23 protein-coding genes and 1 pseudogene are annotated in these 22,876 nt (G+C 65.2%); 9 read left to right on the top strand and 15 right to left on the bottom strand.

All coding sequences use genetic code 11. From position 1 onward, the window contains the following. Positions 1-77: 77 nt before the first annotated feature. The gene (locus tag F8237_RS04565; protein ID WP_244626133.1) at positions 78-461 is read right to left on the bottom strand and encodes a DUF2946 family protein; all 384 of its coding nucleotides are present in this window, start codon (positions 459-461) and stop codon (positions 78-80) included. A gap of 126 nt (positions 462-587) precedes the next feature. Here F8237_RS04565 and F8237_RS37440 point away from each other — a divergent pair, with 126 nt between their 5' ends. After that, a complete protein-coding gene (locus F8237_RS37440; protein ID WP_151642601.1) occupies positions 588-698 on the top strand; it encodes a hexameric tyrosine-coordinated heme protein in 111 nt (36 codons plus the stop codon). A gap of 48 nt (positions 699-746) precedes the next feature. Here the strand turns inward: F8237_RS37440 and F8237_RS04555 are convergent, their stop codons facing one another. Further along, entirely contained in the window at positions 747-1,076 is a 330-nt protein-coding gene (locus F8237_RS04555) for a cupin domain-containing protein (protein WP_151642600.1), read from the bottom strand. Positions 1,077-1,918: 842 nt separating this feature from the next. On the opposite strand from F8237_RS04555, the gene F8237_RS04545 reads away from it, so the two are divergent. Beyond that, a complete protein-coding gene (locus F8237_RS04545; protein WP_151642599.1) occupies positions 1,919-2,113 on the top strand; it encodes a type 2 periplasmic-binding domain-containing protein in 195 nt (64 codons plus the stop codon). Between the two features lie 252 nt (positions 2,114-2,365). Here the strand turns inward: F8237_RS04545 and F8237_RS04540 are convergent, their stop codons facing one another. Genes F8237_RS04540 through F8237_RS04530 form a run of 3 tightly spaced genes read right to left on the bottom strand, consistent with a single transcriptional unit; the run spans position 2,366 to position 5,823 of the window. Further along, positions 2,366-2,950, bottom strand: coding sequence for a DUF1254 domain-containing protein (locus F8237_RS04540; RefSeq protein ID WP_151642598.1), 585 nt, complete (start codon positions 2,948-2,950; stop codon positions 2,366-2,368). Next, complete coding sequence (locus tag F8237_RS04535) at positions 2,947-3,525, bottom strand: DUF1214 domain-containing protein (protein ID WP_143844217.1); 579 nt, start codon at positions 3,523-3,525, stop codon at positions 2,947-2,949. Before F8237_RS04535 ends, F8237_RS04540 begins: the two co-directional genes overlap by 4 nt. Before the next feature lie 9 nt (positions 3,526-3,534). Continuing rightward, a complete protein-coding gene (locus F8237_RS04530; protein ID WP_151642597.1) occupies positions 3,535-5,823 on the bottom strand; it encodes a transglycosylase domain-containing protein in 2,289 nt (762 codons plus the stop codon). Positions 5,824-6,116: 293 nt separating this feature from the next. On the opposite strand from F8237_RS04530, the gene F8237_RS04525 reads away from it, so the two are divergent. Both F8237_RS04525 and F8237_RS04520 read left to right on the top strand, forming a co-directional pair. Next, positions 6,117-6,632, top strand: coding sequence for a YcgN family cysteine cluster protein (locus F8237_RS04525; RefSeq protein WP_151642596.1), 516 nt, complete (start codon positions 6,117-6,119; stop codon positions 6,630-6,632). Positions 6,633-6,787: 155 nt separating this feature from the next. Then, a complete protein-coding gene (locus tag F8237_RS04520) occupies positions 6,788-8,377 on the top strand; it encodes an MDR family MFS transporter (RefSeq protein WP_151642595.1) in 1,590 nt (529 codons plus the stop codon). 13 nt (positions 8,378-8,390) lie between these two features. Here F8237_RS04520 and F8237_RS04515 read toward each other — a convergent pair. The 10 genes and pseudogenes from F8237_RS04515 to ku all read right to left on the bottom strand — a co-directional run bounded on the left by F8237_RS04515 (position 8,391) and on the right by ku (position 18,195). Beyond that, positions 8,391-10,024 (bottom strand): annotated as a pseudogene (locus F8237_RS04515) (thiamine pyrophosphate-requiring protein). Positions 10,025-10,157: 133 nt separating this feature from the next. Next, positions 10,158-10,556, bottom strand: coding sequence for a hypothetical protein (locus tag F8237_RS04510; RefSeq protein ID WP_151642594.1), 399 nt, complete (start codon positions 10,554-10,556; stop codon positions 10,158-10,160). A gap of 105 nt (positions 10,557-10,661) precedes the next feature. Continuing rightward, positions 10,662-11,186: a hypothetical protein gene (locus tag F8237_RS04505; protein WP_151642593.1), complete on the bottom strand. Its 525-nt coding sequence runs from the start codon at positions 11,184-11,186 to the stop codon at positions 10,662-10,664. Positions 11,187-12,078: 892 nt separating this feature from the next. Further along, on the bottom strand, positions 12,079-13,674 hold the full coding sequence (locus tag F8237_RS04500; protein ID WP_151642592.1) for an MBL fold metallo-hydrolase: 1,596 nt from the start codon (positions 13,672-13,674) through the stop codon (positions 12,079-12,081). After that, the gene (locus F8237_RS04495) at positions 13,671-14,591 is read right to left on the bottom strand and encodes a ribose-phosphate diphosphokinase (protein WP_151642591.1); all 921 of its coding nucleotides are present in this window, start codon (positions 14,589-14,591) and stop codon (positions 13,671-13,673) included. Before F8237_RS04495 ends, F8237_RS04500 begins: the two co-directional genes overlap by 4 nt. After that, a complete protein-coding gene (locus F8237_RS04490) occupies positions 14,588-16,126 on the bottom strand; it encodes a thymidine phosphorylase family protein (RefSeq protein WP_151642590.1) in 1,539 nt (512 codons plus the stop codon). Before F8237_RS04490 ends, F8237_RS04495 begins: the two co-directional genes overlap by 4 nt. 130 nt (positions 16,127-16,256) lie before the next feature. Beyond that, the gene (locus tag F8237_RS04485; RefSeq protein WP_151642589.1) at positions 16,257-16,421 is read right to left on the bottom strand and encodes a Flp family type IVb pilin; all 165 of its coding nucleotides are present in this window, start codon (positions 16,419-16,421) and stop codon (positions 16,257-16,259) included. Positions 16,422-16,632: 211 nt separating this feature from the next. Beyond that, positions 16,633-16,812 (bottom strand): hypothetical protein, encoded by a 180-nt coding sequence (locus tag F8237_RS04480; RefSeq protein WP_151642588.1) that lies wholly within the window; start codon positions 16,810-16,812, stop codon positions 16,633-16,635. Between the two features lie 119 nt (positions 16,813-16,931). Next, positions 16,932-17,174 (bottom strand): hypothetical protein, encoded by a 243-nt coding sequence (locus F8237_RS04475; RefSeq protein WP_151642587.1) that lies wholly within the window; start codon positions 17,172-17,174, stop codon positions 16,932-16,934. Positions 17,175-17,232: 58 nt separating this feature from the next. Beyond that, positions 17,233-18,195 (bottom strand): non-homologous end joining protein Ku, encoded by a 963-nt coding sequence (gene ku / locus F8237_RS04470; protein WP_151642586.1) that lies wholly within the window; start codon positions 18,193-18,195, stop codon positions 17,233-17,235. A 200-nt stretch (positions 18,196-18,395) separates the two neighbouring features. On the opposite strand from ku, the gene F8237_RS36235 reads away from it, so the two are divergent. The 5 genes from F8237_RS36235 (at position 18,396) to F8237_RS04450 (ending at position 22,859) form a co-directional block, all read left to right on the top strand. Beyond that, the gene (locus F8237_RS36235; protein WP_015687353.1) at positions 18,396-18,551 is read left to right on the top strand and encodes a hypothetical protein; all 156 of its coding nucleotides are present in this window, start codon (positions 18,396-18,398) and stop codon (positions 18,549-18,551) included. 232 nt (positions 18,552-18,783) lie between these two features. Then, positions 18,784-19,458, top strand: a complete 675-nt coding sequence (locus tag F8237_RS04465; RefSeq protein ID WP_143844227.1) for a response regulator transcription factor — start codon at positions 18,784-18,786, stop codon at positions 19,456-19,458. 91 nt (positions 19,459-19,549) lie between these two features. Further along, on the top strand, positions 19,550-20,926 hold the full coding sequence (locus F8237_RS04460) for a sensor histidine kinase (RefSeq protein WP_151642585.1): 1,377 nt from the start codon (positions 19,550-19,552) through the stop codon (positions 20,924-20,926). Between the two features lie 160 nt (positions 20,927-21,086). Further along, positions 21,087-22,490: a hypothetical protein gene (locus F8237_RS04455; protein ID WP_151642584.1), complete on the top strand. Its 1,404-nt coding sequence runs from the start codon at positions 21,087-21,089 to the stop codon at positions 22,488-22,490. Between the two features lie 99 nt (positions 22,491-22,589). Beyond that, positions 22,590-22,859 (top strand): hypothetical protein, encoded by a 270-nt coding sequence (locus F8237_RS04450; RefSeq protein ID WP_015687349.1) that lies wholly within the window; start codon positions 22,590-22,592, stop codon positions 22,857-22,859. The last annotated feature ends 17 nt before the right edge of the window (positions 22,860-22,876 follow it).

Here is a 22,876-nt window from a genome sequence, read left to right as displayed (position 1 = left end):
CCGTGCGCGCGCTAAACGCGGGAGGGGGCACGAGAGCAGAGCCGGTCAGGCGACGTTCGCGCCGGACTGGCGCAACGTCAGGTCAGTGCGGGAGGTCCACGGGACAGGTGGTCGAACGATCGTGCGTGGGCGACGATCCGCTGACGAAAGGAGTAGACCGCACTCGCCGTGAGCGGAATGCGATCAGCCAGCGTGGATTGGGGCGATGGCAGCGCACCGGAAACATAATGCCCGACGCAGAGCGGGCAGTGCGCTGTCGTCTTGCCGCTGTGCTTGTCGGTGTCGGTTCGCGCGACATCTGCGTTTTCGCCGCTGATGCAGAGCTCATGAGCACCCGCCGCTGCGAGAGGGGAAATGCTTGCGACGAGAATGCTGGACAGGATGACGTTGAAAACCAGAGCGTAGGCCGCAATGAATGCAGCGCCCCAGCCGATCCGTCGCTTGAAAGCGATCCCCGTCATCACTCAACCCCTGTGGCTGCACTACCACAGCGAGAGAGCGAGTCAAACGCGCGCAAAGACGCATTGGGCCGAACGTCTCTCAGTGTTGCCTGGCCGCCACGTTGAACCACACGGATCGAGTCGTCTATGGGATTTGGTGCTGCGGGGAGGATAACGGTTCGACCACTTATCGCGACGTCACACGTGATTGCCGTACACTTCCAGACCGTCGCGACCGCCAATAATTGGCGGCGCTGACGTCGCTGCCGCTTCTTGTTCCGAGGCCTCTCGCGCCGCGCTCCCCCGTCAGCTCCCGAGAAGGATCGTGAGAAGGAGGGAGGAATCTTCGATGCCGTCCAGCGAATGGATCACGCCGCCCGTGAGGTAGACCCACTCGCCCGCACTCAACACGACCGCAGAATCCGGCAAGCCAAGCGATATTCGTCCTTCCAGGCAGTGGAGCATGACGTTGCCGGGCACCTTGTGCGGGGCGATTTTCGTTCCGGCCAGGACAATCAGCCGGACCGCCTCGAAACGTTCAGATTTTATGATCGCTGCCGTTTTGGCGTCCCTTAATTTGCCTCCAAGCGGACGCAAGTCGACGATCTCTCCCGGTTTCGCGTGCTGCAATGCCACGATGTACTCCCTCGCTCCGCTTCGCCAGGCTACCGAGAGCCCACGAATGATGGCAGTCGGTCCCGGCCACGCAGCATTACTGCCGTTTCCTCGGCTGCGCAATTAATCGCCGTTTTCGTCAGTTGCATGCGGCAACAGCGGAAGAGAGCGCTATCCTACTCCGGATTTTCTCTCGGCCGCGTCGGCCTCATGCAGCGCGAGGATTGACGACCGTATAGCCTCTAAGCGAACGGGCGTGAAGGCGCGTAGCGTGTCCCCCCGAGTTAGCGTCGTATGCCAACCAGGTGTCGCCGCCGATGTGCTGTTCCAAAACAAAGACATGTCCGTGTCGCGCTGCGACCATTCCAGGCGCTGGGGCTGCACGCGGGAAGCGTAGCCAATTGGATGCAAGGTTCAATTCAGGCACGATACGTCCGAACACCCGTACTGCAGCCCCGCAACCACAGAAAGAACGAGGACAACCGGCCGGGCGACCTCCAACGACTTGTCCTCGGCTTACGTCGAGACCGGCAACGGTGATTTGGCTCTCGAAGGTTCGCTCCCCAAGTTGCGACCGTCGCGGATTGCTTTGGCGGCGTTCCTGCGAAGGAAAAATCGCAAGGCATGGTCACATTGCATTCGGTTGGATGAGCGGGACGGACAGTCCGGCTTCAGAAGCGATCGACCCAACGAGGACAAAGACTAACGCAACCAGCGCACTCTTAAACATGCAGGACTCCAAATGTTACAGTCCTGCCCGCAGCTAGAAACCGATACGAATTAGGCGAAATTTGGTCCGAAATGGCCAGGAGCGCTCATGCGCGTGGCAGGGTGCCGCGGGCTTGATGTCCAAGTTGGGCCGCATGAGCGTGGTCGGTGCGCCGTCCTGCTTTGAGAGCCATCCTGCACCGAAACCGCCGCGCGAACTGGCGGAACATCGCTGCATCGGCTACCGGCTCGACAAGTCAGGTCGCTTCTACGCGCGGGATTTTGAGGAGCAAGGACGCCGGTTCGAGGTGTGCGTCGAAGGTCCGCTTGTGTTCAACAATCGATCATGACCATCGGCTCCGGCATGAAAAAACCCGCGGCGGATTTCTCCGCGCGGGTGTGACGAACTTTCGATGCTGCCATTCTGCCAGTGTTTTGCCCGACGTGTCAAAGCCGAAAGGGGCGTCGGGCAGGGCGGCCTTGGTCCGGCAAATGTCTGCCTGGCGCGACTTCAAGAAAACGCGAATGATCTCAACGCTTCCGCTACTGTGCATGGGGTTGTTTTCGCGGTCCTGTCTTGAGCAGGCGAAAACGCGAGTGCGTCAGCGCCGTCCGCGCGGCGCTTCCGCCTTGGCCGGCTGCTCGGTCTGCGGACCGCAGCTCGCGGCCTGAAGCGAGGCTTGTGCTTGCGGCATCAGGCCGGGCTCGGCGGCGAGGGCCTTCATCACGATCAGGCCCGTCGTGCTCGGCGAGTCGATGATCAGGCGGTCGGCTGCGGTGATTTCTTCGTCCTCGGGCAGCTCGCCGTGCTGCGCTTCGGTCATCAGATCGAGCTCGATCACCTTGCGGCCCGCGGAGCGGTCGTTGATGGCGTAATAGGCGATCTCGTTGCGGGTGTAGAACGACACCGAGGTGTAGGCCTGGCTCACCGGCACCATCAGCTTGATCGGCCCGTTCGACAGATCGTAGCGGCAGATCGCCAGCGCGAAGGCCGGGTCCATGAACGGCATCGGCGAGGTGTTGGGATCGGCAAGCGGAAGCTGGGTGACGCCATTCAGCTTGGTCATCGGTGACAGCCGCGAATAGGCGTCCTGCGTCGCGATCCGCGGCAGCGCCAGCACGCTGACGAGGTGGACCAGGAGGCCCAGCACCACGCCCGCGAGAATCGTGAACAGCAGGCGGATCATGAGCAGCCCACCGTCGAGATCGTCGGCATCGGCGCATCGCGCTGGGTGCGGGTCGCGACCCCGACCGGCGTGTCGTAGAGGCGCAGCATCAAGGCGTAGCGCTCGATGCCGCCGGTCGGCAGCCAGTTGCCGGCGCGCGAGCGCGAGGCGATGCGGATCTCGAACGAGCCGTCCGACTGCCGCACGATCTCCTGGCTGGTGAAGCCGTAGCGCTGCAGCGAATTGGCGACGAGGTGGCCCTTGCGGTCGTACAGCGTCAGCGTCCAGAACCGCGCCGGCGGTGTCACGCCGGAGACGACGACATCGCAGCGGCCGTCGAGCGCCTTCTTCTTGTCATCGGCGGTCGCGGTGAAGGCGACGCCGTCGCCGGTGCCGATCGGCAGCTCGCCGTTGCGCACGATGGTGGCGCGCGAATAGGGATCGACGTCGGCGGTGCCGGTGCGCGGACGCGCGGTCCAGGGGCCGATGGTGAGCGCGCCGATCTCGGTGCCGCGCGTCGTCGTCATCCAGGTCGCGCCGACGCCGACCGCGGTCGCGAGCAGCAGGGCCGTCAATGTGGTCAGGATCAGCCGCACGGGATCTTGTCAGTTCTTGCGCGGGGCGGACGCGTTCGCATTCTCTTCCGCATAGTTCTGCGGGAAGGCGAGCGCGCTGGTCGATGAAGCCGGCTTGGGCTGTTTGCCGTCGTCGGCGGTGGATTTGTTCGCGGTCCTGGCGGCGTCGTCGAGCAGCTTCTCGACGCGCACCAGGATGTCGGCGCCGCGCTTGGTCAGCACGGGCGGCGGGCCGGGCTTGGTCTCCAGCACCTTCGGCGCCGCATTGGCCTGCGCGTTGGCCACGCGTTCGGGCGGCAGCTTCTGGCCCATGCCGACGCCGGGAATTTCCCGGACCTCGACGCCCTGATGCGCCGCGAGCATGATGTCGTGCCAGGTCTGCGCCGGCAGCGAGCCGCCGGTCATGCGGTTGGTCGGTGAGTAGTCGTCATTGCCGTACCAGACCGCACAGCTGAAATTGCCGGTGTAGCCGACGAACCATGCGTCGCGATAGGCGTTGGTCGTGCCGGTCTTGCCCGCGGTCGGAATGCCGTCGAGCGCGGCGCGGCGCGCGGTGCCTTCGCTGACGACGTGGCTCATCATGCCCGCCATGTCGGAGGCCACGGACGCCGGGATCGCCTGCCGCGGCTTCGGGCCGTCGCGGTCCCAGCGCCAGACGAGGTCGCCGGCGCCGGTGCGCACTTCCAGCACCGAGTGCGGGGTGACGGCCTTTCCGCGGTTCGGGAAGGTCGCATAGGCAACCGCGTGCTCGAGCACGGTGACTTCGTCCGAGCCGATCGGCAGCGACGGCGTGTCCGGCAGCGGCGCCTTGAGGCCGAAGCGGCGGGCCACCTCGACGATCTTGGCGCGGCCGATCTTGGCCGGGTTCGGCGCCTTCGGCTGCTCCTTCTGGCCGATCGCGATCGACAGCTTCACCGGCACCACATTGATCGAGCGCGTGATCGCCTGCGTCAGCGTCACCGCGCCGGAATAGGAATGGCCATAGTTCTGCGGACACCAATTGCCGATGCAGACCGGGCCGTCGACCACGATCGAGTTCGGCGTGAAGCCGTTCAGCAGCGCCGTGGTGTAGACGTAAGGCTTGAACGACGAGCCGGGCTGGCGATAGGCGTCGACGGCGCGGTTGAACTGGCTGGCGCCATAGTCGCGGCCGCCGACCATGGCGCGGATGCCGCCGTCGAGATCGGAGACGACGGTTGCCGCCTGCGTCGCGTGATAGTCGCGGCCGAACTGGCGCAGCTGGTTCTCGATCGCGTCTTCCGCCGCCTTCTGCACATTGGCGTCGATCGCGAGGCGCACCACGAAGACGCGCTCGGTGTAGGATTTCGGGAAGGTGTCGACCAGCTTGCGCATCTCGTCGAAGGCGTAGTCGAGATAGTAGTTCGGCGAAGCCTCGTCGCGGCGATCGACGGCGAAGGCCGGGTTGCGGCGGGCGCCGAACACCTGGCCTTCGGTCATGAAGCCGGCGTCGACGAGATTATCGAGCACGACGTTGGCGCGGGCGCGGGCGGCGGGCAGGTTGATGTGGGGCGCGTATTTGGTCGGGGCCTTGAACAGGCCTGCGAGCATCGCGGCTTCCGACAGCGTCACGTCGCGCGCCGACTTGTTGAAGTAGAAATGCGCCGCGCCGTCGACGCCGAAGGTGCCGCCGCCCATGTAGGCGCGGTCGAGGTAGAGCTTGAGGATCTCGTTCTTGGTCAGGCGCCATTCCAGCCAGACCGCGAGGAAGGCCTCGTTGACCTTGCGCTCGATGGTGCGCTCGTTGCTCAGGAACAGGTTCTTGGCGAGCTGCTGGGTGATCGAGGAGCCGCCCTGGCGAACGCCGCCGGCTTGGGCGTTGGTGACGAGCGCGCGCGCGGTGCCGGCGATGTCGATGCCGAAATGCTCGTAGAAGCGGCGGTCTTCGGTCGCCAGCGTCGCCTTGATCAGGACGTCGGGGAAATCTTCCAGCGGGATCGAATCATTGTGCTTGATGCCGCGGCTGCCGATCGGGTTGCCGTAGCGGTCGAGGAAGCTCACGGCGAGATCGGACTTCTTCAGCCAGTCCTCGTCCGCGGTCTCGCGGAAGGCGGGAATGGCGAGCGTGAGCATCAGGACCAGGCCGCCAAGCCCGAGGGTCGCGGCCTCCGACAGCGGCTCGATGAACACCCAGCGCTTCCACCGCCCGACATAGAACCGGTCCATGAAGGTCGAGTAGCGCTCATAGAGCTCGCGGATGCCCTTGGCCGAGGAGAACAGCGAGGAGTCGATGCGCGCGTCGAGGTCCAGAAAGAAATTCCGGATGCGGCTCTTCCAATTGGATGGTGTGTTCTGGTCCACCTGGAACCCTTGAGGCTCGCTGCGTCAGCGTTCAAGCACCCGGCCGGGGCGGCATCGAGACGTCTTGCGGGAATGTTGCGGCAAACCCAAGGCGCCCGGTTCGCGTCCGAGGGGACTTGCCGTTCCTTCTAGCCGAGCAGGGTCCATAAACCAATGGTCAGGCTCGCGATTTTGAACAACAGACCTAATTGAACCCCGGTTCATTACGGGCTTCACGGCGGCGTTGCTTGCAGCATCCGGCCCGCTCGCCCTAGATGGCGTCAGCCGTAGCTCTTTCGAATTTGTTGAGGCGCATGACCGCAGCTCCCAAACGACCTTCAGGCCAGGAAGGATTCTTCTGGAAAACCAAGACGTTGGAAGAGATGTCGGGGCCCGAATGGGAAAGCCTGTGCGACGGCTGCGGCCGCTGCTGCCTGAACAAGCTCGAGGAGGAGGACACCGGGGAGATCTATTACACCCATGTCGGCTGCAAGCTGCTCGATGCCGGGACCTGCGGCTGCAAGGACTATGCGAATCGTTCCGACAAGGTTCCCGACTGTGTCCGCCTGACCCCCGCCAACGTCCGCACCTTGAACTGGTTGCCGCCGAGCTGCGGCTACAAGCTCGTCGCCGAGGGCCGCGACCTCTATTGGTGGCACCCGCTGGTCTCGGGCGATCCCAACACCGTGCACGAGGCCGGCGTCTCCGTCCGCGGCCGGGTCGAGGGCAGCGAGGAGGAGATCCCGGATGCGGATCTCGAGGACCACATCGTGCAATGGCCGGCGCAGCTGCCGAAACGGGCACGCCTGAAGCGACGCCCGAAGGACTGAGCCGCCTGCGACGTCGGATCACTCGTTCGGGATGGCCCGGGGGTGGGATGCACCCATGCGTCGCGGTGCCTGCCTGAGAAGAACTTTGCTGTCTACATTGTCTCGATATAACGAATCCTTCGCGGCGTTGCGCCGCCTCACGGCTTCCGATCGAGATGAACAAGTTCGACCGGCAGAGCAGTTCTGCCGACCTCCAGACATTGCCCGACGAGATCGCCGAAGAGCTGTCCCGCCTTCCGGGCGAGGTCTTGAGCATCGACGACGCTCCCTCGCTCGCGCCGCCGGCGCCACTGTCGCAGGACGAGGTCCGCACCATCGTGATCAGCCTGATGCTGACGATGTTCCTGGCCGCCCTCGACCAGACCATCGTCGCCACCGCGCTGCCGACCATCGGCCGCCAGTTCAACGACGTCTCCAATCTCTCCTGGGTCATCACCGCCTACCTGCTCGCCTCGACCGCGGTCGCGCCGGTGTTCGGGACGCTCAGCGACATCTATGGCCGCAAGGCCATGATCATCATCTCGCTCAGCCTGTTCGTCGCAGGCTCGGTGCTGTGCGCGATCGCGCCGAACATGCCGATGCTGATTTTGGCGCGCGGTCTGCAGGGGCTCGGTGGCGGCGGCATCATGCCGGTGGTGCAGACGGTGATCTCCGACGTCGTGAGCCCGCGCGAGCGCGGCCAGTATCAAGCCTATTTCTCCAGCGTCTGGATGGTCGGCGGCATCCTCGGTCCGGTCATCGGCGGGGTGTTCGCCGAACATCTGCACTGGTCGATGATCTTCTGGATCAACCTGCCGCTCGCAGCCGCCGCGATCGTGATGTTGCTGCCGAAGATGAAGAAGATCCCGGTGTTCCACCGCAAGCGCAAGGTCGACTGGGTCGGCGGCGTCCTGCTGATGGCCTCCGCCGTCGTCTTCATGCTGGTGCTGACCTGGGGCGGCACGCGCTATCCATGGCTCTCGCCGACCGTGCTTGCGATGGTGGGCGGCGCCGTGGCGCTCGCGGTCAGCTTCGTCTGGCACGCGCGCCGCGCCGACGAGCCGTTCCTGCCCTTGAAGCTGCTGACCGGAAAGGTCGCGCCGTTCGCGCTGACGGCCGGCGGCTGCGGCCTGGGTGCGATCACCGGCCTCACCGTGCAGCTGCCGCTTTATTACGAGTCGGTCTACCATTTGAGCGCCAGCGAGGCGGGCCTTGCGCTGATCCCGCTCGCGGCGGTCTCGACCATCGGCGCGGCCGTCGCCGGCCGTACCATGGCCCGTGCAAAGCATTACAAGCGCGTTGCCATCATCGGCACGTCATGGGCCGCGATCTGCGCGCTGGGCCTCACGCTCACCACCTTGCCGCTGTGGGGATTGCTGACGCTGATGGCCGCGTTTGCGCTCGGCCTCGGCACGACCTTCCCGGTCTGCGTGGTCTCGCTGCAGAACTCCGTCGCGCGTCCGCAGGTCGGCACCATCACCGGCGCGATGAACTTCTTCCGCTCGCTGATGTCCTCGTTCACGGTGGCGGCCTTCGCGGCAATCCTGTTGATCGCGCTCGGCACCGACATTCCGCTTGCCGGCGAGCATCACGCCGCAGGCGGCCTGCCTGCGATCCCCGCCGACGACATGCGGCACGCGTTCCGCTACGTCTTCGGCGCCGCCACCGCGCTGATGGCGACCGCCTCGCTCTGCCTGATCATGATGGAGGAGCGGCCGCTGGCCGGTCCCGTCACCGCGACTGCCCAGGTGGAGATGGCGGAATAGGGGACTGTCCGGCTCACGTCCCCGGCCGCGACACCTCGGTCTCCTTGCTGGTGATGAACTCCAGCAGCACAGGCACGCCTTCTCTGGTTTTCTGGATGCCGCGCCTGATCGCGGGGATGATGTCCTCGGGGCGGGTCACGCGCTCGCCGTAGCCGCCGAAGGCGCGCGCCATCGCGGCATAGTCGCCGGAGATGTCGGTCGAGCGATATTTCTCGGTCGAGATCGGCATCACCTTCAATTCGATCGCCATCGAGAAATTGTTGAGCAGGATCGATAGGATCGGGATGCGCTCGCGCACCGCTGTCTCGAAATCCATGCCCGTGAAGCCGATCGCAGCATCGCCCCACACATTGATGCAGAGCTTGTCGGGCCTGGCGAGCTTGGCGCCCATCGCGAGGCCAAGGCCGTAGCCGAGTTGCGTGGTCTTGCCCCAGCCGAGATAGGAGAGCGGCGTGACCGCCTTCCAGAACGGCGACAGCTGGTCGCGCGGGCTGCCGGCATCATGGGTGATGATGGTGTTCTCGACGTCCACGGTCTGTTGCAGGTCCCACAGCACGCGATAGGGATTGAGCGGCGCGTCGTTGCTGGTCAGCTTCGGCATCCATTTCGCCAGCCACTCCTCGTGCGAGGCCGCGATCTCGGCCGCGACGGCCGATGCATCGCGGTCCGCGGTGACGGTCTTGCCGATCTCCTCCAGCAGCGCATCGAGCACGAGGCCGGCATCGCCGACGAGGCCGATTGTCGCTTCCACGTCCTTGTTGAGATGGTTCGGATCGAGCGTGGAATGGATGATGGTCTTGCCCTTCGGCATCGCGATGCCGAAGCTCGTCTCGGTGAAGGAGCAGCCGATGCCGAAGATGACGTCGGCCTCGCTGAGGAATTTCGGCACCGCGCGCGGCACCGCGAGGCCGCCGGAGCCGAGCGAGAGCGGATGGGTTTCCGGGAACGACGATTTGCCGCCGAGACTGGTGGTAACGGGGATGGCGAGCCGTTCGGCCAGCCGTTTCAATTGCGGCCAGGCCTGCGCGTAATGCACGCCCTGTCCGGCATAGATCACCGGCCTCTTCGCGTTGACGAGCAGGCTGGCGGCCTCCTTCACATGGACGGGGTCGGCGCCGTAGCGGGTGCGCAGCACCGGCGTGTAGTTCAGCGGCTCCGGCACCTCCTCGTTCCACATATCGGCGGGGATCTCGACGATGACGGGCCCGCCGCGGCCGTTCTTCAATTTGGTGAAGGCGCGGCGGAAGATGTTGGTAACTTCGGCGGCGAGGATGATTGGCTCGGACGATTTCGAGAACGGCTTCATCGCCTCGCTGGAATTGAAGTTCGGCTCGATATGCGCCAGCCTGCGCTGATAGCCCATCGGCAGCACCAGCACGGGGACGGATTCGCCAAAGCACTGCGCGACGCCGCCCATCGCATTCTCCGCGCCGGGCCCATGCTGCATGCAGAACGCGCCGATCGTTCGCCCCGACGTCACCCGCGAGATCGCGTCCGCCATGTGCACGCCGACGCGCTCCTGCCGCACCATGACGGGCCGGATCTCCGCCTTCGCCGCGTGCTCGATCAGATGGTTGACGGATAGCCGCAGAGGATCTCGATCCCCTCGCGCTTCATGATTTCCGCAATGGCGGTGCCGAGCTTCATGGCGTCTCTCTCTCCTTGGCGAGGCCGGTTGATCCGGCTAGTTGGGGAGAGAGGATCAGGAAATTGGAGAGGCGTAAAGCGCGGGCACGTGAGGGCGGCCGTTGGTCAGCTATGCACTGCGAACGTTCAGCCGCTACTTGCAGCTTTGGCAGATGGTCAGCTTGCGTTTCAAAGCCTCATCTTCTTGATCGATCAATTGCTGCGACGCGGCGCCCTTCTTGTCCAGATTGGGTTGGGTGCGTGATCCCATAGGGCGCGTCGACTGATTGGGTGCGTCACCAGCTTCGGCGTTGTCGACGCTCAAGCCATCGTAGTCGACGGCTGAAGTCGGCGCCGCTGGAAGCCCGCTGGTCGCCGGTGTCGACGACGCACGGTCGGACGGGGCCGGGGAATTCCGGGCGCCGGCTTGTGGCGATGCTTTGGGCGGAGCAAGCGAAACCGGCGGAGTGGCTGGAGTCTGTCCTCGCGCGCCGTCCAGCGACCAGACGCCGCCAACCACGAAGCCAAGAGCCAACAGCGTCGCGCTTTTCATCTGCGTTCCTCGATCAGATTTGGTTTAGCGACTGATAGCATGACTCGCCGGGCCACGCCGTGTCGAAGCCCGGCGCAATCCGGGATGACGGCCTCTGCAGTCGATTTACTGGAGCGGGTTGCCAGCCGTCACGCTGCACGTGATCCTGGATGGCTGCAGCGACCTGAATTGGAAGGTCCCCGAACCCCCGATGGCTCGCCGGGACATCGCCTTGCCCGGCTCGGCGCCGAACACCAACTCACCATCGCACGTCGAGAAGGTCGGGTCGAAATGGATCGTCATCCGGCCGGCGCCCGACAAATAGGCGATGTGTGCGACAAGCTCGTTCCCGCGGAACGACATGCCGCGCGCTTCGCCCGCCTTGTTGGTCGTCGCGCCCGGCGAGTTGTCGGAGACGCCCCTCGCGCCGCGGGTCGACCAGACGGCGCGTTCGAACAGTCGGCCAGTGTTGCTGACGTAGATCGTCCTGTCGACGCTCGAGGTGCCGCTGTGAGGCCCCCGCGGCGTCTCGATCGTCGCCGTGACGGTATACTGGATGTGAATTCCCTTGCCATAGAGCTGCTGAGGGGCGGCGTTCGCGCTGCAGAGACCCACAAGCAACGCTGCGACAACGGCGATGAGTGTCGGCAAGGCGGCCTCAATTCTGACGCGGCGAGGATAGCCGGGCTGTCCCGTCCGCTCAAGCGTGCCGACCGTGCCACAATCCATTGTGCGGCCCGGCGGGCAAAACACGCCAGCGCTGGGTCAATCGCCGGCGCGCAAAATATTCGTATTTACAGAAATTCTGATTTGACGTAGATATCGGCGCATCCCGCCCGCCACGAGGGGCGTTTCGCGATCGTCACGAGACGCGGGCCGGGATGCGGTGGCCGCGACGGCGTCGGCGCGCGAGGTTGGTTGCAGGGCGGAAATCCCGTGAGCAGCTGCCTGCGCGGTACGACACGGCGCTGACAGCGTTTCTGTTCGGTCTCGACGGTGAGCGCACGCCAGCCGTCGGGGGCGCGGGCGGGAATGTGCGCGGACGGAGAAGTCGTGTCGTCCTGACGCCCGGGGTCTGTGCGTCAAGTCCTGCGGTGATGTGGCGGCCAACCGGTGCGCGCATCAGTCATCCGTAAGGGCGACGGGGGCAATAGTGCATCGCTCCCCGAGGAGAGCACGAAGGACACCGTTCAAACCATCGCGCAGGGAAGGCCGGGCGACCGGCACACCTGTCGTCCACCCCGTGCGCGTTCTTCAGCACACGCGGGACAGTGGGTGCCAGCCGGCGCCCGGCCTTCCCTGCGCCCTTTCTATGAGGGCGACGCAACGAAGCAAAGCTCGGGCGAAACGCGCCGCGAGGTCGCGAAGGTGCGTCTGCAAGTGAAAACGCGTTTTAGTGAGCGATGTCGTCCCAACCTCCGTCATTGCGAGCGCAGCGACGCAATCCAGAGTGTTTCCGCGGAGGGATTCTGGATTGCTTCGCTGCGCTCGCAATGACGAGATCGGGGAGAGGCTAGGCCGCCAAATGCCGTCCAGCGTCCTCCTATGCCTTCTCCTCCAGCGCGCGCCGCAGCCTCCGGATGATGACGCCGCGGGCGCGGTCGTCGGCGGCCGCGCCAACCTTGTCGTTGATGTCCAGCACCAGTTCCGACATGTCATTGTGCCAGTCGAGATGGGTGACGGCCTCCGGTGCCAGCCGCCGGCGGTGATCGACATCGAGCAGGCGTGGTTCGGCTGCGGCGAGTTCGTAGATGTCATCCAGCACCGGCTGGTAGACCTTCGCCGCGGGGATGATGCGTTCGGCGACACGCTCGGCGAGCCCTGCGATCGCGTCCTCCTCGCCGTGGACCAGGAACAGGCCGCGAGCGATTGGGCGGCGTGCCGCGATCCAGCCGGCCATTCCGGCGCCGTCGGCATGGCCGGAATATTCGTCGATCATGCGGATCCGCGCCGCGACCCTGATTTCCTCGCCCTGGATCCGCACGGCCTTGGTGCCGTTCTGCAGGAAGCGGCCGAGCGTGCCGTTGGCCTGGAAGCCGGTGAGCAGCACGGTCGCGCGCTCGTTCCAGAGCCAGCGCTTCAGGTGATGGCGGATGCGGCCGGCATCGCACATGCCGCTCGCGGCGATGATGATGTGAAATCCGGACAGGCGCATGATCGCCTTGCTCTCCTCCGCCGTCTCGGTGAATTTGAGATGCGGCGAGTTGAGCAGGCGTTCGGCATCGACGGTCGGGTCGAGGCTGGCGGCATGCCGGCGGAAAACCTCGGTGGCACGGATCGCGAGCGGAGAGTCGAGGAAGATCGGCGCCGTCGGGATCTCGCCGTGCTCCATCAGCTCGACGAGATCGACGATCAGCTCCTGGGTGCGCTCGACCGCGAAGGCGGGCATCAGCAGGGCGCCGCCGGCGGCGGCCGCATCGCGCACCTCGGCTGCGAGGTGCTGCCTGCGGAGCGCAGGTGTCGTGGCGGCGCGCAGCCGGTTGCCATAGGTCGCTTCCGAGATGACGTAGTCGAGGTCGACGGGTGCTTCGGGATCGGGCTGGAGCAGCTTGGCCTCCGGCCCGACGTCGCCGGAGAGCAGCACGCGCAGTGGACGCGCCGAACCCGGCTCGGCGATTTCGAGTTCGATCGAGGCGGAGCCGAGCAGATGGCCGGCATTCCAGTAGCGGGCGCGGACCCCCGGAATCACGTCGGTCCAGCGTTCATAGTCGACGGGACGGAACGATTGCAGCGTGGCGATCGCGTCCGCCTGCGTGTAGATCGGCTGCACTTCCTTGCGGCCGCGCGCTGCGTTGCGCCGGTTGAGCTGCGCGACTTCCGATTCCTGGATGCTGCCGGCGTCGGGCAGCATGTAGGAGCAGAGGTCGATGGTGCCGCGCGTGGCCAGGATCGGTCCCTCGAATCCCGCGCGCACGAGTTTCGGCAGCAATCCGCTGTGGTCGATATGCGCGTGCGTCAGCAGCACGGCGTCGATGTCGGCGGGTCGGAACGGGAAGGCGCCGTAGTTGAGCTCCTTGAGCGTCTTCTGTCCCTGGAACAGGCCGCAATCGACCAGGAAACGGCCGTTTGCAGTCTGAAACAGATAGCTCGAGCCGGTCACGGTGCGGGCGGCGCCGCAAAATCGGACGGTGATGCTCATGGTGTCGTCTCCGGCGAAGGTGTCTTGCTCAGTTCGGACCGCAGGGCGGCCGCGAGGGTCTCGTCGAGCGCGATCGCATTGGTCGGATGCGGCACGCTGTCGGTCGAACGAACAGACCGGATGCCGGCGTCGGCGAATGCAGCGACCATCGCAGGCGGAAACAGCGCGTGGGTGATGACCGCGTCGACGCTGGTCGCGCCCAGCGCTTTGAGCGCCTTCGCCGCGACCATCAGGGTGGTTCCGGAGGAGACGATGTCGTCGGTCATCAGCGCAGGCCGTCCCGCGAGCAGGGCGGCATCGGCAAAATGGATCTCGACGGAGCGATCGCCGCGCCGAAGCTTCCGCGCGACCGTATGCTGCAGACCCAGCCGCCTCGCAAGGTCTGTCACCCAGGGTTCGGATTCGGCATCAGGGCCGATGACGATGGTTGCGGGATCGATGCCGGCTGTCGCCAGCGCGTCGGCAATCGCCGGCATTGCGGACAGGTTCGCGGCCTCGATACCGGGAAATACCGCGCCGATCTCGGGGGTGCGATGCAGGTGCGCATCCACGGTGACGACGCGGTCTACGATCCCCGCAAGCAGCGAGCCGATGGCGCGCTGGCTGATGGCCTCGCCCGCATGAAACGCGATGTCCTGGCGCATGTAGCAGAGATAGGGCGCGACCAGCACCAGCCGCTTCGCGCCGCCGCGTCGCAGCGCCTCCGCGGCGAACAACAGGGCGATCAGCTTGTCGTTCGGCTGATCAAGCGGGGCATAGAGGATGGTGGTGTCTGCAACTGGCGCGACCGCGACGCGCAGCTCGCCGTCCGGAAAGCGGTGCAGCGCGATCTCGTCGCAGGCAAGGCCAAGCCGCGCAGCGAGGTGCCTGGCCGCATCGGTGCCGAAGGGCAGGGTCTGGAGCGAGATCGCGCTCACGGCGCCTTGCCCAGGAGGGCCTCGTGACCGTTGACGATGTAGCCGGTCTGCTCTGCTGCGGCAGAGGCAGCCAGATCATGCTCGGGGCGATCGAAGGTGTAGACGCGATAGAGCGGCTCGCCTTGCTCGACGCGGTCGCCGATCTTCCTGAACAGGCGGATGCCGGCGCCCTTGTCGAGCGGCGCGCCGGCGGTGCGGGCGAGACGATTGAGGCGCAGGCAGTCGATTGCGGTCACTACGCCGTCGCTCGCAGCCTTGACGTCGAAGCTGAGCGAGCCCAGCTCGGTGCTGCATGTCGAGGGACCCTGTGCGTCGATGATCTTCTGCATCTGCTTCAGCGCCGCGCCGCTGTCCAGCAGTTCACGCGCTCGCGCATAGCCGGCGCCGCCGCGCAGTTTCGGATCGTATTCCAGCAGGTGGGCGGCGAGCCGCAGCGATTTCTCGCGCAGATCGCGCGGTGCGTCCGGATCGTTGCCGAGCACCGCCATCACGTCATTGGCCTCGAGCACGGGCCCGATACCGTTGCCGATCGGCTGGCGGCCGTCGGTCGTGATCACCTCGACCGTGCGGCCGAACCGGTCGCCGACGAATTCGAACAGCTTTCGCAGCCGCATCGCCTCGACCGCGCTGGTGACCTTCGCGGTCGGACCGACCGGGATGTCGATCAACAGATGGGTCGAGCCGGCCGCGATCTTCTTCGACATGATGGAGGCGACCATCTGCTCGCGGGTGTCGAGGCTCAGGGGGCGCTCGACCGAGATCAGGACGTCGTCGGCCGGCGACAGATTCACGTGACCGCCCCAGATCAGGCAGCCGTTGCACGCGGAGACGATCGCCTTCATCTCCTCGACGCCGACATTGACGCGCGCCAGAACCTCCATCGTGTCGGCGGTGCCGGCGGGCGAGGTGATGGCGCGCGAGGAGGTCTTGGGGATCGGCAGGCCGTGCGCGGCGACGATCGGCACCACCACCATCGAGGTGCGATTGCCCGGAATGCCGCCAATGCAGTGCTTGTCCACGACGATCGGATCCGGCCAGGTCAACTGCGTGCCGACCTGCGCCATCGCACCGGTCAGGGCCAGGAGCTCATCGCTGGTGATGAAGCTCGCCGAGCCGATCAGGAAGGCGGCGATCTCCATGTCGGAGTAGCGATAATGTGCGAGGTCGTTGATGATCGCGCCGATCTCGGCCTCGCTCAATGTGCGACCACGGATCTTCGCGCGCACCGCTTCGAGGCTCTCGGGAGGAGAGGCGGGCGTGACCGCGACCAGTGTGCCGACCGGTTCGGCGAAACGGCGGAATGCGGGCTCGGACAGGCCGATCTCGTCGTGGGCCGCCAGCGTGTCGTCATCGGTGATCAGCAGCGTCGCCAGCAGCACCTTGCCGTTGAGGCGGAGCTCGACGCGGCTGAAGCCGCGAAAGATCTCGGCGCGCAACGCCTTCGACCGCCTCGAAATGACGACGACGTTCTCGCGTCCGGTGTCGAGGCGAACGCGGCGAATCTTCAATTGGGGACGGTGGGGATCTGGTTGCATGGACGGCGCCGGCGGGGAGGGCTGAGCCAATGCTAGACCGCCGCAGTCGCGATGCGCTTGACGCAGATCATGGTCGCGCGGTCAGCGCGACCTGGGCGAAGCGCACGATCGCTTCGAACTTCGGCCGCTGCTACTTCAGCGACGTGCTGATCGAGTTGAATTTGTTGCTGAGGAGCGCGCTGCCGGTGTTGTTCACGACGGTCACGATGGCAAGCGCAATGCCGGCGGCGATCAGGCCGTACTCGATGGCGGTGGCGCCAGTCTCATCGGCAAGGAAAGACTTCATCAAACGCATTGCCAACTCCTGTTCATCCGGCCCAAATCTATGGCCGCGTCGTTTTCGAACCGGTAAATTGATCGAATAGAGTTTTATGGCGCGCCAAAACAATTGAGCCCGGGGTAGGCGCCTCCGCCTGATACGATGGCACTCATTAAATTTGAGTTCCACCGGTGGATCCAAATGGATTCAAATCGGCCGATTTCCGCGTGACGGCACTGTGAACCTGTCAGTGACGGATCGTCGGGCCCGCCGCGCCATGGAGGCGCCGCTTCAGTACGGCTGCGAGTCGGTCTACCAGATCCTTCACCGTGCCCGGCCGCGATCGCGCCAACGTGTCCGCGGCCGGCTCGTTCGCCGGCGCGTCGTTCACGATGCTGATGTAGTTCTTTCTGACGTCCTGCTGCACGGTGTGCAAACCCTGGTTCGATCGGCGAGTTCGACCATGTTCCGCGCAACGGCAATCGGCGGTTAATTTTGTCTCCCGTAGGAATACCCTGGCCCGGGCTCCTTAACCGATTGTTGACCCTATTCATCACCGTGCCGTCCGGCCGCATTCAGTGCCCGCAACATCGCAATGCGGGCGAACGTCAGCCAGCCGCCGCCGGTCTCGGCCGCATGGATCAGGGTCTCGATCGCGGTCTGCCAGTGGGCTTCGTGCTGCGCGTCCTCGGGCAGCTGCATGATGTAGTCCGCCGCCTGCTGCAGCGTCAGCAGCCTGCGCTTGCCGCCGACCTGAACGGGATCGTCGAATGCCGTCGACCAGGGCATGTCAGGCCGGCCGATCGGCGAGGGGAGGCATCACGGCGCGACGGCAGACGCGATGTGCCTACCCGGCCTTCTTCGTCCGCGCCGTCGCGCGCACCGGCTTGTCGGCCTTTTTGGGGGGCGCGTCCTTGGCGGCTGCCGTCTTGCCGCCCTTGCCGGCGATCGGCAGCAGCATCTCGCGCTGGCCATCGACGCGCTTCTTCGGCTTCTTGCCTTTGGCGACCTTGGCCACGGGAGCTGCGTCCTTCTCGCTCGCGAGACTCTTCTTCAGCGCGTCCATCAGGTTGATGACGTTGCCGCTGCTCTTCGGCGTCACCTTGGCTGCGATCGGTGCGCCCGCGCGCTTCTTGTTGATGAGGTCGATCAGCGCGGTCTCGTAATGGTCCTCGAACAGCTCGGGCTCGAACGTGCCGGACTTCTTCTCGACGATGTGCTTGGCGAGGTCGAGCATGTCTTTGGTAAGCTTCACGTCCTGGATGTCGTCGAAATATTCCTTCTCGCTGCGCACTTCGTAGGGATAGCGCAGGAGCGTGCCCATCAGGCCGCTCTCGAGCGGCTCGATCGCAATGATGTGCTCGCGGTTGGTCAGCACGACGCGGCCGATCGCGACCTTGTTCATGCTGCGGATGGTCTCGCGGATCACCGCGAAGGCGTCGTGGCCGACCTTGCCATCGGGCACGAGATAATAGGGACGGATCAGGTAGCGGCTGTCGATGTCGGTCTTCGGCACGAATTCGTCGATCTCGATCGTGTGCGTCGAGTCCAGCGCGATGTCGTCGAGCTCGTCCTTGGTGACTTCGATATAGGTGTCGGTGTCGACCTTGTAGCCCTTGACGATGTCCTCGGAGGTCACCTCGTCGCCGGTCTCGGCGTCGACCTTGAGGTACTTGATCCGGTGGCCGGTCTTGCGGTTGATCTGGTTGAACGACACCTTCTCTGTATCCGAAGTGGCCGGATACAGCGCGACCGGACAGGTCACGAGCGACAGACGCAGAAAACCCTTCCAATTGGCGCGGGGGGCCATGGGCTACTCCAAACGCAACAGGGACAGACTTATGAGGATACCATCGGGGGACACCGAATCATAGCAAGGCACGCCGTGGAATCTTGCAACTGCGTTAACCGGCAGCCGGGTCTTCGGTTGCTGACTGATCCGGCGGCAAAGACCGGAACATCGCATCGGATCACGCGTTGCCACCGTGACAGCCAGATATTGAGGTCACCATGGCAACCACGCGAGACCAGCATCAGATCGTCGAGACCGCGACCGAAGCGCGCGCGGGCGAGCCCGGTCCGTCGGTTGCAGCCCTGCTCGCCATCTCGACCGGACTGGCCATCCTGATCCTCGCCGTCATCTGGTTCGTGTTCTTCCGGACCTGACGGCCGCATCTCGACGGGAAGGGCGGACCTTCCGAATAGCCGCGGTACGCGGCACATTGCGCCCGCCATGCCGCCGGTTCGTCCGTCGGCCTGGCGGGCGCAGTCGCGTCGGCACGCGAGAGGTCGTATATGACCAAAAAGTAACGCAGGCGGTTCCCCGCGTTCATATTCAGTTCACGCCGGAATTGCTCATCTCTGGCGGAGTTCATGCGGCCTATTTCTGGAGAGAAGCGTGCGCCTGCTCGTCGTTGAGGATGACCCCGATCTCAATCGCCAGCTCACCAAGGCGCTGAGCGACGCCGGTTACGTCGTCGATCGCGCCTTCGACGGGGAGGAGGGGCATTTTCTCGGTGACAACGAGCCCTACGATGCCGTCGTGCTCGATATCGGCCTGCCCAAGAAGGACGGCATCTCGGTGCTGGAAGCCTGGCGCCGCAATGGCCGCACCATGCCGGTCCTGATCCTCACCGCGCGCGACCGCTGGAGCGACAAGGTGCAGGGCTTCGATGCCGGCGCCGACGATTATGTCGCAAAGCCGTTCCACCTGGAGGAGGTGCTGGCGCGCATCCGCGCCCTGCTGCGCCGCTCAACCGGCCATGCCCAGAGCGAGCTCAGCTGCGGCCCTGTTACCCTCGACACCAGGACCGGCCGGGTCAGCGTCTCCGGCAATCCCGTCAAGATGACCTCGCATGAATATCGGCTTCTGGCCTATCTGATGCATCATTCCGGGCGCGTCGTGTCCCGCACCGAGCTGGTCGAGCATCTCTACGACCAGGATTTCGACCGCGACTCCAACACGATTGAGGTCTTCGTCGGCCGCATCCGCAAGAAGCTCGATGTCGACATCATCCAGACCGTCCGTGGTCTCGGCTATCTCCTGACCCCACCGGCCGCGCCGGGCGCCTGAAGCGTCCGGACTTGACGGGCGAGCGAACAGGGGCCTTGGTCGCGTCATGACCACCGACGCCCTGCCGCCTCGCGCCCCCGGGATCATTCCGATGCCCGCCAGCTCGCTCGCCAATCGCCTGTTCCTGTCGGCGACGGCCTGGCTCGTGGTGATCCTGGCCATCACCGGCGTGGTGCTGTCGTCGGTCTACAAGAATGCCACCGAGCGTGCGTTCGACCGCCGGCTCAATCTCTATCTGCGCACGCTGATCGCCGAGGTCGCGACCCCCGACGAGCCGCCGGACCGTCAGTTCCAGTCGCTCGGCGAGCCCCTGTTCGAGCTGCCGCTGTCCGGCTGGTATTGGCAGATCACCCGCACCGACACCGAGAAGCCGGAGGTGCGCTCCTCGCGCTCGCTCTGGGACAAGAAGCTGCCGAAGCTGGAGGTGCAGGGCACCGAGCTCACAGCCGCCGGCATTCGCCTCGCCTATGTCGACGGGCCCGAGGGGCAGAATCTGCGTATGGTCGAGCGTCCCGTCGATCTCGGTGCGGACGGCAAATATCTGGTCAGCGTCGCCGGTGATGACACCGAGATCTTCGACGAGACGCGGAGTTTCGATTACTATCTCGGCGGCACCTTCACCGCGCTCGGCATCGTGCTGCTGCTGACCACGGTATTCCAGGTCCGCTTCGGCCTTGCGCCGCTCAAGCGCATCTCGGAATCCATCGCCGACATCCGCTCCGGGCGGGCGGAGCGGCTCGAAGGCGAATTCCCGGTCGAGATCGCGCCGCTGGCGCGCGAGACCAATGCGTTGATCGACGCCAATCGCGAGATCGTCGAGCGGGCCCGCACCCATGTCGGCAATCTCGCCCATGCGATCAAGACGCCGCTCTCGGTGATCGTCAACGAGGCCGGCGCCCATGTCGCCGATCCCTTTGCGGCCAAGGTCATGGAGCAGGCGGACGTGATGCGCAGCCAGCTCGCCCATCATCTCGAGCGCGCCCGCATCGCGGCGCGCGTCTCGGTGGTCGGAACCGTGACGGAGGTCGCGCCCGCCATCGAGGCCCTGCGGCGGACCATGGAGAAGATCCATCGCGACCGCGGCATCGTGGTCGAGGCCAAGGCCGATCCGTCGGCCAAATTCCGCGGCGAGCGGCAGGATCTGGAGGAGATGGTCGGCAATCTCGTCGACAACGCCTGCAAATGGGCGGCTTCGCGGGTCTTCATCGAGGTTCTGGTGGAGGCGGCGCAGCAGGCGGGTACTGGCCCGCGCCTGCGAATCATCGTCGACGACGACGGGCGCGGCCTGTCGGAGGCGGAACGCGCCCAGGTTTCGCGGCGCGGCCAGCGGCTCGACGAGTCGAAGCCCGGCTCGGGGCTGGGGCTGTCGATCGTGACCGACCTTGCCGCGCTCTATGGCGGCAGCCTCTCGCTCAGTGGCGCACCGATCGGGGGGCTGCGGGCGCAGCTGGTGCTGCCCGGAATATAATCCTTTGTTCCGACGTGACTATTTCGCCCGCGTAAAGCCGATCGGCGCGAAACCGGAGGCATTCGCGGCAACTTCCTAAACGGCTTCTTAAGTGGGTCCCACCTATGATCGCGCAGGACGCACCCTACGTCTGCCATTTTACCATGCATTACCCGGGCGCATGAGCCAGACATCGATCGAGCGGCTGAGGGAATATCTCGCGCAGCTCCCGCCGCAGGCGCAGGCTCTGCTGATGCGGGAGTTCGAGCGCGCGCTGGAACGCGGCCAGGACACGGCCGTGGCGACCCTCGTGCTCGAGCAATTGCGCAAGATCGTCCGCAAGACCGAAGCCGACACAGCCCCGCCGCCGCGCACGGACGATCTGTCGCGGCTGCTGTTCCAGGTGCTGGAACCGTTCCTGGCCGAGTCAGGCATCCCGATCCGGGTTGGCCAGATCCGGCGCTCCTCGCTGCACCCGATCTGGCAATGGCTCGGCCGTGACGGCGCCCCGGACAAGGTCAGCGAATTCGAAGCGGCGCTGGCGCGCATGCCGGTTGCCGACAGTGCCGGCCAGGTCGAGGCCCTCGCGCAAAAACTCCAGGCGGTGGCTGCGGACGCTATCTTCGAACTGACGGGACCGGGCGGCGGCGACAAGTCGCGCGCGCTCGCCCGTGTCGGTCCGCCCAATGTGATCGAGGACCTCTATTCGATCGGCGCGGTACTTCAGGTCCGGGAAGCCATCGCCACCCTGAGCGAGAAGCTGCCGCGCTCGCTGCGCGCCTTCGGCGATGCCCAGATCGCGTCGGTGACGGCCGCGCTCAATATTCCAGTGCTCCAGACGCCGCAGATGCTGCCATTCGCGCTGTCGATGGTGGTTCAGCGCATGACCGCGCCGTGGCAGATCATCCGCCTCGCCATCAAGATTGCGGCGTCCGACGACGAGATCCGCGTCGCGGCAACGCCCTATGGCGCCGCCGTCACGATCGCCCTGCACGATTTGTCCTGCGTGGCCGCGATCCTGCGCATGGACATCAAACGCGGCCATTTCGACAACGTCGCCGACAACCTCAAGGCGCTGCACGACGGTGTGCGCGGCCTGCGCACGGAACTCGACCTGCGCAACGATTCCCCCTGGGGCAAGCAGTTGACCTCGATCCGGGCCGACATTTCCAACGCGCTGCAGTCGGAGATCGACAGTGTTCCCGGCCGCGTGCGCCGCATCCTGCGCCAGCGCCCCGAGAAGGAGATTCCGCCGGGAGCGCGGATCGACAGCACCGAGGTCGAGGAAACCGTGGCGCTGATCGATTTCGTCGCGACCTGCCGCAACTACGCGAGCGAGCTTGCGATCAACGAGGTGACGCTGCGCACCTATTCCGACCTCCAGCAATATGTGGAACGGTCGACCGAGCAACTGGTGCAGTCGCTGCGCGCCGCCGATCTCAAGGTCCGCACCTATCGTCAGCAGCAGGTGCAGGCCGCGATCCGATTCTGCCAGGTGCTGTTCGGCGACGATTACGCCTCGCTGATGAGCCGTGCCGCGGAGAACGCGGCGACAGGTGAGCGCAAATCGTCGCGCGCCAGCTGATTTGAGAGCATTTTTTCGTGATCACAATTTCTGGTTGACGATGCCGGTGGCGGGCCCTACGGTCTCCGTGCAAGTTTTGGAATTTCTATCTGTGGGCGCATGAAACCCCTTATCAGCTCCATCGAAATTGAAAACCGCGTCATTGTTGCCAAATATCGAAGGCTGATGACCGGCGCGAAGGTGGTGCTGGTCGAGAAGGCAAGCGGTCGGCAGCTGCCTGAGACGATCACCCGGGTTGCGTCACCTGTTCCGGTCGGGGCGCTGCGCATCAGATTGCCCGACGCAATCACGCCAGGGACGTACTTCCTGAAGGCCATCAACGGGCACGGCGAGGATGCCGCGCAGAGTGTGGACTTCGAGATCGGCTAAGCCGTTGGATTGTCACC

Source organism: Bradyrhizobium betae (assembly GCF_008932115.1).
GTDB lineage: Bacteria > Pseudomonadota > Alphaproteobacteria > Rhizobiales > Xanthobacteraceae > Bradyrhizobium > Bradyrhizobium betae.
Note: the sequence above shows the minus strand (reverse complement) of the source record. Positions and strands in the feature narration are given on the sequence as shown.

Coding starts and splice junctions, on each gene's coding strand:
- F8237_RS04565 (WP_244626133.1), bottom strand. CDS start 461: ATGACGGGGATCGCTTTCAAGCGACGGATCGGCTGGGGCGCTGCATTC.
- F8237_RS37440 (WP_151642601.1), top strand. CDS start 588: ATGGGATTTGGTGCTGCGGGGAGGATAACGGTTCGACCACTTATCGCG.
- F8237_RS04545 (WP_151642599.1), top strand. CDS start 1,919: ATGAGCGTGGTCGGTGCGCCGTCCTGCTTTGAGAGCCATCCTGCACCG.
- F8237_RS04540 (WP_151642598.1), bottom strand. CDS start 2,950: ATGATCCGCCTGCTGTTCACGATTCTCGCGGGCGTGGTGCTGGGCCTC.
- F8237_RS04525 (WP_151642596.1), top strand. CDS start 6,117: ATGACCGCAGCTCCCAAACGACCTTCAGGCCAGGAAGGATTCTTCTGG.
- F8237_RS04520 (WP_151642595.1), top strand. CDS start 6,788: ATGAACAAGTTCGACCGGCAGAGCAGTTCTGCCGACCTCCAGACATTG.
- F8237_RS04510 (WP_151642594.1), bottom strand. CDS start 10,556: ATGAAAAGCGCGACGCTGTTGGCTCTTGGCTTCGTGGTTGGCGGCGTC.
- F8237_RS04500 (WP_151642592.1), bottom strand. CDS start 13,674: ATGAGCATCACCGTCCGATTTTGCGGCGCCGCCCGCACCGTGACCGGC.
- F8237_RS04490 (WP_151642590.1), bottom strand. CDS start 16,126: ATGCAACCAGATCCCCACCGTCCCCAATTGAAGATTCGCCGCGTTCGC.
- F8237_RS04485 (WP_151642589.1), bottom strand. CDS start 16,421: ATGCGTTTGATGAAGTCTTTCCTTGCCGATGAGACTGGCGCCACCGCC.
- F8237_RS04475 (WP_151642587.1), bottom strand. CDS start 17,174: ATGCCCTGGTCGACGGCATTCGACGATCCCGTTCAGGTCGGCGGCAAG.
- ku (WP_151642586.1), bottom strand. CDS start 18,195: ATGGCCCCCCGCGCCAATTGGAAGGGTTTTCTGCGTCTGTCGCTCGTG.
- F8237_RS36235 (WP_015687353.1), top strand. CDS start 18,396: ATGGCAACCACGCGAGACCAGCATCAGATCGTCGAGACCGCGACCGAA.
- F8237_RS04460 (WP_151642585.1), top strand. CDS start 19,550: ATGCCCGCCAGCTCGCTCGCCAATCGCCTGTTCCTGTCGGCGACGGCC.
- F8237_RS04455 (WP_151642584.1), top strand. CDS start 21,087: ATGAGCCAGACATCGATCGAGCGGCTGAGGGAATATCTCGCGCAGCTC.
- F8237_RS04450 (WP_015687349.1), top strand. CDS start 22,590: ATGAAACCCCTTATCAGCTCCATCGAAATTGAAAACCGCGTCATTGTT.